The organism is Anditalea andensis (assembly GCF_000714815.1).
GTDB classification, from domain to species: domain Bacteria; phylum Bacteroidota; class Bacteroidia; order Cytophagales; family Cyclobacteriaceae; genus Anditalea; species Anditalea andensis.
On sequence record NZ_JMIH01000010.1, the window covers coordinates 34,063 to 48,496 of the forward strand.

Genomic DNA, 14,434 nt, shown 5'->3' on the forward strand with positions numbered 1-14,434 from the left:
TTCTATACCTGGGACTTATAGTTATTTTAATAGCAAAGTTAATTTCTCAAAGAGTAAGGTAATAAGTAAATATTAAATGTTTAATACTCGAGTGATTTATCTCTTTTCTTAATTATCGCCCCTAGTATCAAGGAGATAAATGCTGAAATAAGTACTAAAATTCCGAATGTTTTAATTATGCCAAATATACTGTAGTTGTCATATAAACTGGTCCTCATCTCATCTATCATATCTGAACTCATAGCATCACCAGCGCCATACCTATCCATAATTGCAAGCGTGTTTTCCAGTTGTACATCGCCAAGTGTTTGCGGTAGATTTGGGTCTATTACATTAAAAAGCAGGATATTGGCAATGGATGAGATAAATACGCTGACTACCAGTGTGATAAACGAAAATTTATAGGCCGTGCCGAAACTCATAAAGCCTCCGATTTCTTTGCGGTAGTCAATACCAAAGTATATGACCACTGCAATCATAACTAAAAAGCTTCCAAAAGCCATCCATCCGGAGGCCAACAAAGTGAAATCTATAAAATAAGCCAAAAAAGAAATGGACATACTGATCAGTCCTAAAATAACACCAGCCCTCAAGGCGGATTGATATATAGAGGTAACTTCCTCTGTATGATCTTTTGTTTTGATATTTTCCATTTTTTATAATGTTTTAAAACCTGTTAAAAAAATAAAATTTAATTTTATTTTCCAAGTAAATGTCTTTTTTAATTTAAATTAATCCATATTATAATGTATTTATCTTAAGGCATTACTACCAGCGTCCCCATCCCACTATCGATCACATATTATTCAACCAGATAGATAAATATGCCCTCTTTATGATTAAAATTTTGAAGGCCTATTACCAATAGACTGCTCATAAACGACGTATGGTTTCAGTCCTATACAGGAGGGATGAGCTAGGTTTTGTCTGATTTGACTTCAAAAAAATGGATCTAGGGTATAAAAGGAATGACTTATGTTTCTAACACTTGTCAACCTTGGAATAGGATTGCTAAGTAAATGGAGAAGGTAATATATAGCAAAGACAGTATAACTTGAACCTTTTCAGGGTTATGCTGTCCTTGCTATTTAAAAAGTTTTACAGTTTTCTTAAACTAGTTTTTCCATCCTCCTCCCAAGGCTCTGTATAGGTTGATTTTTGCATCCATTTGTTTTAGTTTGATCTCTATTAGCTCCATATTCGAATCGAGGGCCTCTCTTTGGGTAAGCAATACTTCCATATAATCAGCTCTGGCAGAAGTAAATAAACTAGTGGATATATCAATAGATTTGATTAATATCGCTACTTCCTGAGATTTGGTTTCATAGCTTTTATTATAGTTGTCCACCTTTGCCAGTTGATTGACTACATCCAGGTAGGCATTTAGTATGGTACGTTCATAGTTGTACACAGACTGGATTTGCTGTGCATTGGCATTATAATAGGTGGCTTTGATGGCATTTCTATTTATTAGCGGTGCCATTAAGTCCCCTGTTAGGGAATAGAGCAATGATTCGGGGTTTAACAGATATGTGGGGTTGAAGGATTGAAAACCAGTCCCGGCCCTTATGCTGAAGGAGGGGTAAAAGTTTGCCTTGGCTACTTTGACATCCAATTTAGCGGCAGCCAACTCAAATTCTGCTTCTCTTATATCCGGCCGGTTTTCCAATAGCTTTGAAGGTAAAGCCAATAAGAGCGGTGCCATATCGATAGATTTGAAATCAGCGGAAGGCCGTTGGATGGGCTGAGGAAATCTGCCCACCAGAAAATTTATTTTATTTTCTGTTTCTACGATTTTTTGTTGGATGTCAAATCTAAGGTTTCTGGTATTCAGCACCTGGGCTTCAAATCTGTTTACTGCCAGCTGAGTGACCTTCGCCGCTTCCTTTTGTTGCTTTAAGACTTGGTAGACATTGCTTTGTAGATCTATATTGTGTTGTATGGTTTCCAGTAAATTATCCAAGGCCATCAGTTCATAATATGATGTGGCTATCTCCGCCACTATATTCGTGATTAGGAAATTTCTACCTTCTACACTTGCCAAGTAACGCGATATGGCAGACTTCTTAGCATTTCTTAGTCTTTGCCATACATCCATCTCCCACGAAGCGTAAGCTCCCAGTGTAAAATCTGGAAGTGGCTCAGGAAATGGAGTTCCAGGTTTTACATCTAGCTGTCTTTCTACGGCACCATTCCGGGTAAACCGGCCCACCTTATCTAAACCAGCTCCTGCTGTCAAACCTAGGAAGGGTAAATATTCACCTTTTCTAGCCCTTATTTCATTGTTACTGATGGCGATCTCTTGGATCATTATATTTAATTCCTGATTGTTGCCCAGTGCACTGTCAATAAGCACCTGTAAATACGGGTCATCAAAATAGGTGGTCCAATTGATCAGCGCCGTATCAGTAGAAACATTCAATGTCGTTTTGCCATAGGTGCCAGGTAGTGATTTGTTTTCATTTTTGATTTGTAGGTCCAATATGGTACATCCTGAAAATCCAATCAATATCACCGATAGCCATACGATGGTAGCTATTATACTATTCTTCATGGTGTTTGTTTTTTGGGTTGTTTTCACCGGATATAAATCCAAGCTTTTGATGATTTGTGGTATATGATGTTTGAAAACTGTTGTCCATAAAATCTTCACTGAGAGGATTGGAATCTTCATCTCTGATCAGCTGACGGCCATCAGCTAGTGTGCCGAATATAAAATACAGTCCTGGTACGAGGATAACCCCGAAAAAGGTACCGAACAGCATTCCCCCCAGGGCAGAGGATCCAATGGTCTGGTTCCCTACAGCTCCTGCACCTGTAGCGATTACCAAGGGGATCAGCCCTGCCATAAATGCAAATGAGGTCATGAGGATTGGCCTAAACCGGACAGTAGCTCCCTCTATGGCTGCTTCCAGTACACTTGAGCCCTGGAGACGTTTCTGAACGGAATACTCTACTATCAAAATGGCATTTTTCCCCAGGAGGCCTACTAACATGATCAATCCAATCTGAGCATAGATGTCATTAGCCAATCCCATCCATTTCAATAATAGAAAAGAGCCAAATACACCGGCGGGCAGGGAAAACACTACTGCCAGTGGTATAATGAAACTTTCATACTGTGCTGCCAATACTATATAAACAAAGATCAAGACTATTATAAAGATGTACATGGCTTCATTGCCGCGTCTGGACTCATCATATGAAAGCCCTTCCCAGGCGATGTCATAGCCATTTGGAAGTGTCTTTTCCGCTACTTCTGTGATGGCTTTTATGGCATCTCCAGATGTGTATCCCGGTGCAGGCACACCTCTGATGGAGGAAGAGGTATAAAGATTGAACCGGGTGATTTCGTTTGGACCCTGCTTTTTGTCCATCCTCATAAAGGCAGAGTAGGGAACCATCTCTCCATGTTCACTTTTAATATATAGATCCAGGACATCCTTGGGCAACTTTCTGTATTCAGGTGCAGATTGGGTATATACCTTGAAAAAAGTATTGAACCTTACAAATCCCTGCTCATACGTACTGCCAATTAAGATATCCAGATTTTCCATGGCCCTACCTATGGATATGCCCTTTTGCATCGCCAGCTCATTATCCAGGATCAATTCGTATTGGGGGTAGTTAGCGGCATAGAAGGTGAAAATACCCGACAGCTCTGGTCTTTGCCTTAATTCATCCATAAAGCTGGTATTGACCTGATCGAATTCCAGGTAATCTACTGTACTGTTTTTATCCAACATCCGGAGCGAAAAGCCATCAGATGAACCATAACCTGGCACAGCCGGTGGTTCGAAATATTCTATGACAGCACCGAGATTCTCGGTTTTTTCTTCCAATTCCTCTATGATTTCTTTTACAGTATGCCGGCGGTCTGTCCAATCCTTTAAGTTGATCATACAGGTTCCGGCATTGGAGCCTCTTCCTTCGGTAAGGATTTCATATCCGGCTAAGGAAGATACAGATTGTATGTCTTCGATTTCCTCGGCAATGGCCTGCAATTGGCGGGATACCTCGTTGGTCACTTCTAATGTGGAGCCCGGAGGTGTTTGGATGATGGCGTAAATCTGACCCTGGTCCTCATTGGGTATGAACCCAGTCGGCAACGCTTCATTCACAGCAAAAATACCAATACCAAAAGATAGAAGAATACCATAAGTGATGACTTTTCTATTGACAATCCGGACCAGAAGGGTATTGTATTTGCCCGTCAGCTTTTCAAATTTTCTGTTAAAACCGTCTAGAAATTTATTGATGATCGTACGTTTAGGAGCTTTACCATGGTTATTTTTTAAGATCATGGCACACAATACAGGTGTCAAAGTCAGCGCCACTATACCCGAAAGCACTATGGCACTGGCCATGGTAATGGAGAACTGTCTGTAAAATACACCAACAGGCCCCGTCATAAAGGCTACCGGTATAAATACTGCGGTCATTACCAATGTAATGGCGATAATGGCTCCGCTGATCTCTCCGAGTACTTTGCGAACCGCTTTATAGGGCGACAGGTTTTCATCATGCATTTTTGCATGCACTGCTTCTACTACCACTATGGCATCATCTACCACTATTCCTATTGCTAACACAAGGGCGAATAGGGTGATCAGATTGATGCCTAATCCAAAAAGCTGCATAAAGAAAAAAGCCCCTACCAATGATACCGGTACTGCTATGAGCGGAATAAGTGTGGAGCGCCAATCTCCCAGAAATATAAAAACCACCACAGCTACCAAGATAAATGCCTCAATCAGGGTATGGATTACTTTGTCGATAGAGGCATTGACAAATTTTGATACGTCATAATTGATTTCATAATCCATACCAGGAGGAAAATCAGGCTCCATTTCCACCAGTTTATCTTTCACCAGTCCGATGACTTTGCTGGCGTTGCTTCCGAAGTTTTGCTTAAGGACGATGGAGGCAGCCGGATAACCATCTTTATTGGAATAAATATCAAAAAATTCACTGCCCAGCTCAACTTCTGCGATGTCTTTTAATTTGAGTATTTCTCCCTCAGGATTGGCCTTGATAATGATCTGTTCATATTCCTCAGGTTTATTGTACCTGCCTGAGTAGGTCAAAACATATTCCAGGGATTGGGCGGTTTTTCCAGATGCCTGCCCGAGTCGGCCCGGTCTTCCGATGACGCTTTGTTCATCTATGGCATGCAGTACTTCTTCCGTAGAAACATTATAGGCACGCATCCTGTCTGGTTTTAGCCATACGCGCATGGCGTACTGCCGGCTGCCGAGTATTTGTGCCCTACCCATGCCGCTGATACGCTGAAGCTCTGGGAGAATATGCACATTGGCATAGTTGTACAAAAACTTCTCATCTGCGTTTTTGTCAGTACTGAACAGGTTCACATACATCAACATACTGGGTTGGATAGGTGTAATGACTACCCCTTCCCGCTGTACCAGTTCAGGAAGGTTATTCATCACCTGATCCACTCTGGTTTTGACATTCACGACAGCCGCATCGGGATCTACCCCAGGCTCAAATACTATTTGGATGGTGGCTTCACCTGCACTTGTGGCATCCGATATGATATATTGCATACCCTGTACGCCGTTTATGGCCCGCTCTAAGGGTACCAGAGTGGTATTTACCAATACTTCTGCACTGGCTCCCGGGAAGGCTATGAAAATATTTACCCTTGGAGGGGCGATTTCCGGAAACTGTGAAATCGGCCTTGAACTGATCGCCAATATGCCAAGAAAAACTATGGCTATGGAAATAGTAATGGCAAGGACCGGCCGCTGAATAAATTTACTGAACATGTTTTCTAAGATTTTAGGTGCCTACTTTATTCTGCGTGAAGCTTAGTGAGCTCTGCCAATATTTGATCCTGTGGGACAAATTCCATATTGATTTTCTGCTTATTCTTGACTTTTCTTAAGCCATCCACTAAAATCCTGTCATTTTTAGATAAACCATCCAGTATGGTATACAGGTGGGGCATTTCCTGGCCAACAATGATTTGCCTGGTTTCTAGTATATCGTTTTCACCTACCACATAAACATATTTTTTGTCGAGTATTTCAAAGGTGGCTTTCTGTGGAATGATCAAGGCTTTCTCTAATGGAACTGGCATCAATATGTTACCGGTTTCTCCATGTCTTAACATCCCGTTTGGGTTAGGGAATGTGGCCCTAAAGGCAATGTTTCCATTTTCATGGTTGAAGTCTGCCTCTATGGTTTCTATGATCCCTATCTGGTCAAATTTTTTGTGATTTGCCATTTGTAGACTCACTTCTGGGAGTTTATCCAGAGAGTTGATAGCGGTAAAGTCTAAATACTGCGCTTCCGGCACATTGAAGTAAACCCACATTTTACTATTATCGGAAAGGGTGGACATTATTTCGCCTTCATCTAATAGGCTGCCCAGCCTGACATGAAACCTGCCCATGATGCCATCAAAAGGAGCCCTGATTTCCGTGAATCCAAGATGGGTGTCTGCCAGGTTCAACTCCGCTTTGGCTTTATCCAGTTTGGCTTTGGATAGGGAGAGTTCACTCTTTGAAACGATGTTACTGTCGGATAAGCTTTGGGTATTTAAATATTCGATTTCAGCATATTTTAGTTCAGCACTGGCTTTACCCACTTCTGCTTGATAAATCAGGGGCATGATTTGAAATAAAAGCTGGCCTTTTTTTACCCTTTGCCCTTCGTCCACATACACTTTTTGCAGGTACCCTCTTTCCAATGCCCGAAGTTCTATGTGCTGAAAGGAATGGATCTGACTTACATATTGCTGAAATATAACGGTATCCTGTATGATAGGATGGGTAACCGTAAGGGTAAGCATTTCTGCTTCATGATGTTTTTCGCTGTGACAGCCAAGGCAGATCAGCATAGCAAGTATGCTGAAAAGCCGGATTGAATTTTTCATAATGATGTTGATAAATAAAAATGTTCCAATAGGGGTCAGGATATTGCAGCATTATTTGCTGTAATACAGGAAAGAAGTTCGCATATTGACCGAAGCGAAATCTTCACGATAATCAAAAAGTATTAGGAAAGGAAGCTTTTCCAAGAGTGGAATAGAATAAAGAAGGGTATGGTTTTACGGTGGTGTAAGGAGACTGATAAATAGTCAGCATCTATATTATTAGTAAAAAGGTCCGGTGAAAATCCATTTAAAAATTTATTTTCCCAGCCGTTTTCTAAGTCTTTTTCACTTTCATTTTCGTTTGTGTCCTCCTGCTCTTCAGGAGTAGGGTCGCAATTGTCCGGCAGAAAAGGTGCCTTGGCATAAGGATTGACTCCATCGTTCGATAAAAATGTAAAGGTATCCTGCTCTATACTCGTCTGCTGTAAGTGGTCAGCTGACTGGTTTGGATATGAAAACCCATCGATGGAAAAACTAAAAAAAGATAAAATAAGCACCACAAAAGCCATTAGGCTTTTACTGAATATGCTTTTTTGATCTCTTTTCATATATAAAATTTTTAATCCTTTAATTCAACTCTCAAATGTAGCGTTTTAATATTTTTAGATGGTAATATCAACATAATTTTATTTGAACCTGGATGGGGCCTATATTAGGTTTTTTGAATAACCTAACCTTGGCATAGTATAAACCTAAGAAATACATCCAGTTTAATTATTCATACATTTGAGAAGTGTATGCACAATTTATGCTGGCTTTCTTTTAAAGTATAAAAAAGAGGCTGTCTCATATGTAGAGATAGCCTCTTTTTTATTCAGGTCTGTATCAGTCCTTTTTCATACAGCCAAATCTCCGGCTCTTGAATTAATTTATAAGACTGGCTCTTTTTACATCGGGTATTAAAATGACGTAACCGGCACTGCTCCAGATTTTGGATAACTGATGGTATGAAGTTCGAGGTAAGCCAAAAGGCCTTCCTTTCCATACTCTCTCCCTATACCGCTTTGCTTGACGCCTCCAAAAGGAGCCCTGATGTCGATGCCCGGTATGCCATGCGTATTGATAAAGGTATAACCTGCCTCAAGCTGTCGGGCTACACGGGTGGCGTTATCAGGATCCTTTGACCAGACAGAGGAAGACAGACCGAAAATGCTGTCGTTTGCCAGTTTTATGCCCTCTTCTTCATCTTTAAAAGGGATAACAGGAACAGTAGGCCCAAACTGTTCTTCCTTGACCAGTCTTGCTTCCTGAGATATGTTGGTCACCAGGGTAGGTTGCAGAAAATAACCTTTGTCAAAAATCTCATCATCTACTATTTCACCTAGTTTGGTGATTTCAGCACCTTGGTTTCTTGCATCTTCTATGAGCTCTTCTACCAATTCTTTTTGATCCTTGTTGTTTAAAGGGCCTACAGTTACCCCTTTGTCCAAACCATCTCCTACTTTAATCCAGTTATTGGCCGCTTTTTTATATTTATCTAAAAATGTGTCATAAATTGATTCATGAACATATATCCGCTTTGCTGCCATACAAATTTGGCCAGATGTCAAAAATGTTCCTATTACCAATCGGGTAATGGATTCTTCGGAGAGATCAGCATCTTCTAATAGAATAGCTGGGTCGTTGCCGCCTAATTCCAAAGTCATATTTTTTATGTTACCTGAAGCGGCCTTCATGATGTGTTTAGCGGTAGCGGTACCACCCGTAAATCCTATTTTAGAAACCTTGGCATTACTGGTAAGTTCCTCACCTACTTCTGTAGGTCCATGCACTAAATTCACCACGCCCGCAGGCATCTCTTTTGCAATGATTTCAATCACTTTTGATACAGTCAATGGGGCTAAAGGAGAAGGTTTTACCACCACTGTGTTTCCCGTGATGATAGCTGGCACTATTTTATTTATACATAAGTCTATGGGATAATTCCATGGGGAAATGGCTCCTACCACTCCCATTGGTTGTTTGATCACTATTAGTTTTCCTTTATCGCTATCCATGATTACCTCATCTTCCATGACTTCATCTATCACCTTTAGGATATGATTACATATAGTAACAGCAAATACCAGTTCATTTTCAGAATCTGATATGGCTTTACCATGCTCACGCGTCATCAGGACAGTCAGATCAGGAATCTGTGCTTCCAGATTATCTTTGGCCTTTATTAGCCTTTCTTTTCTTTCCTTTAAAGGTGTTTTAGACCAGGTTTTATAAGCTTCATAGGCATAATCTATGGCTTCTTTCACGTCCTCTACAGTATTTTCAGGAAAATATCCCACTGTTTCTTCAGGGTGGGCAGGGTTTTCCTTTTTGTTTTTTTTAGCTGTTTTTCTTACTTCCCCATTGATATAGGCAGTTATTTCTATGGGCTCATGACTTTTTCTCACTTCTTCGACTACAGCTTCTATTTCTTTATCAGGCATGATGTAATTTTTTTGGTTAAAATTTTATTACATAATAATTATTAAGAAACGCCACATCATATTTGACTTTAAATTTAAATTATCCAAGTAAAAATAGGAATATAGCGATAATGATTAAACAGGTTATAGATAGGATTGTTATGGAAATATGAGGTTATCTTTCTAAATGTGACCATGTTTAATATTAGAAAAAGGTTAAAAGTATCTCATTTAAACCTTTTACTAGACCTAGGTAAGTGAATAGGGTATGTGGTTTAGGGACTAGCAAATATTCTTACAAAACCCTATAGCTTCTATGGGATCCGAGATGCTTTATTATAAATCGCTATCTAGACATGAGCGCTGTTTTTTGTCCCATTTTATTATCCTCCCCCCATGCAAGACTCCATGTTATGTTTCATAGGTTTTTGGGTGTTAATCCTTTGGATGTTTGATGATGGGAAATACTGAAAAGCAGATTGCTTCCTGAAGGTATAAATTTCAGCTAAAAAAGAGTGATTTGTCTTTTAATTTAGAAAAACTCGGTTTAGGGATTAAAAAATGCTTACCTTTTGGTTTATTCTACTCGTTATCTGATGGTTTTGCAATATTTTTTGATATCAGGTGATTAAAACGATCATACTACCATGACCATTTCCATTATAGGTTGCCAGTATTTTGATGACTATCAAGTGTTGAAATGGCATCTGGATCGTTTTAAAATAATGCAGATCACGACTTGTGGTGAAAATAAACTAGATGATCTTGTAGTGAGATATTGCAGCGAAAACAGGATACATCTCATCAATCGATGGCCGGGTAGAAAACAGGGATGGTTTTATCTTTGTAAAGAGTATTTTAAATTAGTTAAATCCTGTGATTTATTGATGGCGTTTTGGTACGGTGACAGTGCCAATATCTTGGGTATAATTAATAAAGGAAAAAAAATGGGAAAAGAAGTAATGGTTATTAGGGGATATCATCGTGACAAAAACCCCCTTTAAAACCTATACATCTTACGATATTACCTTTGTGTTTTGCCATTTTTTTTCGATTAGCTACTTTTTAATAATTAGTAATTAATACCTTATGAGCAAAATTTTAGGCTTCACTTAATCCTGCCTTCCGAATGGAGATCATATGCTGCCACGAGCGTTTGGTGTTGGGGGGATGTGCCATAAGGGGGATAATTATCTATTTCATCCCTGCTTTCTGCATATTGAGGGAGGTATTGGGCGTCAAGTTCGTCCCAGATCACCATCAGATAGGAATAGGGGATCTTGCTGTTTCTTCCTGCTTCCAGCCATTTTTCAAACTGCGGTTCATCCAGGGATTTGGGAAAATTTGGACTTTCAAACATAGGGCATTGTTTAAGATGATTTGTTCATAAAGGTAATTGGTGCTTTTCAGACTTTCAAATGAATAGGGATATCAGAAAACACTTTTAATAGCGTACACTTACTACATTTTAAGATGATGCTTAGGATGTTTTATGGTCATGGTTTTTTTATTCGGAAAGTTACTCCTAGAACTTTATTACCCATAACTTTGCCAATGTGGTACCTGACTGCCCATTATATTAAATAAAATGACTGGTGAACGAACGTATTAAAAAAAATCTAATCCTGGCGGCCAAACTCACCGTTACCGGCCTGGCAATAGTGCTGGTATTCAATAAGGTAGATTTAAACGAAGTAGGAGAAACTATCCTAAAAGCCAGTCCAATTTATTTGTTTCTGGCGCTTTTACTGTTTTTCTTATCTAAGCTATTTGCAGCTGTTAGACTAAAATATTTTTTTACAGATATAGGGGTTATACTTACTTCACAATATAATTTTAGGCTATATTTAATCGGCATGTTTCATAATTTATACTTACCTGGTGGCGTGGGAGGTGATGGGTATAAAGTATATATTTTACATCAGCAGAGTAAAAAACCGGTTAAGAAACTTATCAGCGCGGTTTTATTTGACAGAATCAACGGCCTGGTAGTATTGCTGTTTTTGGCCGTGCTGCTTTCTTTGATCAGCTCGATCAGTTTCATATACGGTGAATATGACTGGGCTGTTTGGCTATTGTTATTTCTTATCTATCCGGTTTATGCAATTTTGGCAAAATGGCTTTTCCCTACCCTGCACAAGAGTCTGGTGGCTACCTCTTTTTATTCATTTATGACCCAGGGTATGCAGCTGGTATGCACCTATTTTTTGCTCTTGAGTCTTGGGGTGGATGAAAATATAATGGCATATCAGGCATTGTTTATGATCGCTTCTATTTTGACCATTGTTCCGGTCACCTTCGGAGGAATAGGTGTACGGGAAATGGTTTTTATAGCCAGTTATCAGACATTGGGTCTCGATCGGGACATAGGGGTGAGCTTTAGTTTACTGTTTTTTGTAATTACGGCAATGATATCGTTCAGCGGGGCTTTCCTTTGGGAAAAACCTAAAGAAAACGGTGTGTTGGTAGATAAGGACAAGGAAGGTACGGTTAAATCCAGTTAAGCTTAATGTTTTTAATTTTCAATTTATCGATGGTTGCTTTGATGGCCGCCACCTTCTTATGATGTCCAGGGATTTTGGTTTCATGGGTTTCTACCAATATAAGCCCGATATTTTGATACGTTTTATTTTGGATCATTTTTTCTAAAATATCTATTTCAGCACCTTCCACATCCATTTTCAAAATATCAACCCATCTATTAAGATTTGATATATAGCGGTCAAGGTCCACTGCTTCTACCTCAATGCTATTTAGGCTGTTTATATTTACTTTGTTTTTAACAATGGATGAACTGACGGTGTAAGCTGAATGGCTGTTTTGATGCTGTTCGGTATGGAAGTACAATTTTGCTGTACAGTCCTCATCAGATACCGCTTTGTTATGACATGTGATATTCGGATTTCCTTCAAATCTATCAACAAGCAGCTTATAAGCCATCGGATCGGGTTCAAAGGCTATAATGGAGGCGTTTTTTGTAAGGAACAAAGCACAGATATCCCCAATATTTGCCCCGCAATCGATAATAAATGATGAGGAATCAATTTTTCTTAAAATAGGGATCAGCTTTACATAGCTGATCCAAAATGCCATTTTGTTTAATACTTTCCTTTTGATGAGGCTCATATCGATGATGTATTGTTCTTAAGAATTTCTCATAACAACCTAACTGGTATACATCATGTTCAAGTAACCACTAGAATTGATGAATTAAACCAAACGGTTTTCAGATAATTTCTTTTTGTAAGTGTCTATCAAATTCATAAATTTTTTGGTTTCATTGTTTTCACAGAAATGCCCATAAAAAAATACAATAAAGTAGTATAGAACAGTATGATGGAAGGGTTTGAATGGAATATCATCCTCTATATAATCGTAGAAACTATATATTTCCTCAAGGTATTTATCATAAAATTGCTCCTTATGAAAAATATAGAATGAAAGAAGAAGTCTTCCAAAATCCATTCCCATAGGATGCCAGCCTGCATTATCCCAGTCTACAACGACATTTCCATTAAAAACATTCTCCTCTTTTAAGTCTAGATGTTGAAAATACACAGGCATTGTTTTTCTGTATTCCTTAATAATGGCCATTTCCTGCCTGGAAAAAATTTTTAATTTTTTAATCCTTGCTTGGCCATCAACGATTTTTTCATAGGAAGTATGATCAGCCACCTTCCTTCTTTCTGTCCCTTTACATAATGAAAATGTGGCTTTTTTTAAGCTTTGATATTCCCTGCCGGAGTAAAGTGGCTGAAGGTCTAGGTATTCAAAAAGGAATGCAGTGAATTTCTCGCCAATGATAATGTCTTTGCAGCGGGGGATAGTGATATCTGTATTTTTAAGCCACTCTTTATGATTTTCATAAAAAGCAATATTTGCTCTGGCATCCTGCGAATCAGTATAAAAAATTTTTTCAAAAAGTCTTTTTTTACGTTCTCCCAATATCCTATAGGGTTTTATCGTATGATGTCCTCTGCCTGCATATATAAATTCCTTGGAAGGATGTGACTTGCAGTAGGATAGATCGAGGGTATAGTCAGCCCTGGAAAGGCAGAATTCGAATAGCGGATGTTGTTTTTGAATGCTGATAGTTCTCAACAGATCATTAAGGTCTGTTGGGGAAATATCATATTTCATCAGCAACTTTAGAAAAAGTCCCGTTTTTTTAATTTTAGATAACATAATAGTGTTTTACTATAGGTATAAGGTAAAGAGCTTATAACTATTTTCATGCCACTACTTAATGTTGAGCCTAAAAATATAATGGTTAATTCATACTGTATTAATAATTTGATAATTAGAAAACTGAAATTTTTTTATTCTCTTTATACTATTCCTATTAATGATTTAATATGTGGACAGATTGTTTATTTATGAGAATTTTTTTCACTATTGGCGCCAGGTCTGTTAATAAAGAAAATGAAGCAACATTTCGGAACTATATCTGAATAAGATCAGCACTAGGTCATAGTATTGTCGTAAGAAGTACTGGAAAGGACATTAGTATGACTTATGTTTTACTGTACACCAGCATCTGGCCCTGTCACAGTAGATGAAGTGCGCATTCTTACAGAGCCCAAACAAATGTCCCCTTCTTCTATCCCTGTTATCCATTTCTGCAGTGTCTCTACCCGTGTTTCTGTCAATTCCTTTTTATACAGTGCTTTACATGTATGGTGCATGGAGCCATAATAATTTTCTGGATAGTCGGGATACTTCATCTCCATTTCTGATTCCCTGAATTGAAGCCAAAGGTGCTGGGATTTTTTCAGGTTGTTGATAAAAATTGTATCAGATTGATAATTCAACAAAACGGTTTGATATATTTCGTTCAGCAATGAATCTGAATGATCAAGCGCGGGGTGGGTCTCCTGTATCATTTTTTGCTGCGTCTGGGTGGAACAGCCTGTAAAGAGAAAGAGCATGATGAGAAGGTGAAATTTATACATAGGAATTATATTTTAGTTGTAACAATAGGATAAAATATAAAATCATTTATCTGGCAAAGGTACATATGTGCCTGTTAAATAAAGAAATACTTGTGGGATTTAGGCATTGTCAAAATGGGGAGTTTAGGTCTGAATATTATTTATAGGCCATCAGGTATTTAAAATGTATACCCGTCCTA

Annotated in this window: 12 protein-coding genes; 2 read left to right on the plus strand and 10 right to left on the minus strand. The window is 38.7% G+C overall.

What is annotated here, in order from left to right; genetic code table 11:
- Positions 1-80 precede the first annotated feature (80 nt).
- The 6 genes from EL17_RS01835 to EL17_RS01860 all read right to left on the minus strand — a co-directional run bounded on the left by EL17_RS01835 (position 81) and on the right by EL17_RS01860 (position 9,324).
- Entirely contained in the window at positions 81-653 is a 573-nt protein-coding gene (locus tag EL17_RS01835; protein ID WP_051719728.1) for a DUF4199 domain-containing protein, read from the minus strand.
- A gap of 461 nt (positions 654-1,114) precedes the next feature.
- Positions 1,115-2,554, minus strand: coding sequence for a TolC family protein (locus EL17_RS01840; protein WP_035069294.1), 1,440 nt, complete (start codon positions 2,552-2,554; stop codon positions 1,115-1,117).
- Positions 2,544-5,789, minus strand: a complete 3,246-nt coding sequence (locus EL17_RS01845; RefSeq protein ID WP_035069301.1) for an efflux RND transporter permease subunit — start codon at positions 5,787-5,789, stop codon at positions 2,544-2,546. The genes EL17_RS01840 and EL17_RS01845 overlap by 11 nt, the downstream gene beginning before the upstream one ends.
- Before the next feature lie 26 nt (positions 5,790-5,815).
- A complete protein-coding gene (locus tag EL17_RS01850; protein ID WP_035069303.1) occupies positions 5,816-6,901 on the minus strand; it encodes an efflux RND transporter periplasmic adaptor subunit in 1,086 nt (361 codons plus the stop codon).
- A gap of 122 nt (positions 6,902-7,023) precedes the next feature.
- Positions 7,024-7,449, minus strand: a complete 426-nt coding sequence (locus tag EL17_RS01855) for a hypothetical protein (protein WP_035069306.1) — start codon at positions 7,447-7,449, stop codon at positions 7,024-7,026.
- A 351-nt stretch (positions 7,450-7,800) separates the two neighbouring features.
- A complete protein-coding gene (locus tag EL17_RS01860) occupies positions 7,801-9,324 on the minus strand; it encodes an aldehyde dehydrogenase family protein (RefSeq protein ID WP_051719729.1) in 1,524 nt (507 codons plus the stop codon).
- A 626-nt stretch (positions 9,325-9,950) separates the two neighbouring features.
- On the opposite strand from EL17_RS01860, the gene EL17_RS01865 reads away from it, so the two are divergent.
- Positions 9,951-10,307 (plus strand): hypothetical protein, encoded by a 357-nt coding sequence (locus tag EL17_RS01865; protein ID WP_035069309.1) that lies wholly within the window; start codon positions 9,951-9,953, stop codon positions 10,305-10,307.
- 104 nt (positions 10,308-10,411) lie between these two features.
- Here the strand turns inward: EL17_RS01865 and EL17_RS01870 are convergent, their stop codons facing one another.
- Positions 10,412-10,663 carry a hypothetical protein gene (locus EL17_RS01870; RefSeq protein WP_035069312.1) on the minus strand — a complete coding sequence of 84 codons (252 nt, stop codon included), beginning with the start codon at positions 10,661-10,663 and terminating at the stop codon, positions 10,412-10,414.
- A gap of 235 nt (positions 10,664-10,898) precedes the next feature.
- Between EL17_RS01870 and EL17_RS01875 the strand changes: the two genes are divergently transcribed.
- Positions 10,899-11,807 carry a lysylphosphatidylglycerol synthase transmembrane domain-containing protein gene (locus tag EL17_RS01875; RefSeq protein ID WP_051719730.1) on the plus strand — a complete coding sequence of 303 codons (909 nt, stop codon included), beginning with the start codon at positions 10,899-10,901 and terminating at the stop codon, positions 11,805-11,807.
- On the opposite strand, the gene EL17_RS01880 is transcribed toward EL17_RS01875, so the two are convergent.
- The 3 genes from EL17_RS01880 to EL17_RS01890 form a co-directional block, all read right to left on the minus strand.
- Entirely contained in the window at positions 11,794-12,429 is a 636-nt protein-coding gene (locus EL17_RS01880; protein WP_035069315.1) for an FkbM family methyltransferase, read from the minus strand. The two genes, EL17_RS01875 and EL17_RS01880, sit on opposite strands and share 14 nt — an antisense overlap.
- Positions 12,430-12,513: 84 nt before the next feature.
- Positions 12,514-13,443 (minus strand): phosphotransferase, encoded by a 930-nt coding sequence (locus EL17_RS01885; protein ID WP_205623517.1) that lies wholly within the window; start codon positions 13,441-13,443, stop codon positions 12,514-12,516.
- Between the two features lie 380 nt (positions 13,444-13,823).
- Positions 13,824-14,255 carry a lysozyme inhibitor LprI family protein gene (locus EL17_RS01890; protein WP_051719731.1) on the minus strand — a complete coding sequence of 144 codons (432 nt, stop codon included), beginning with the start codon at positions 14,253-14,255 and terminating at the stop codon, positions 13,824-13,826.
- Positions 14,256-14,434 lie beyond the last annotated feature (179 nt).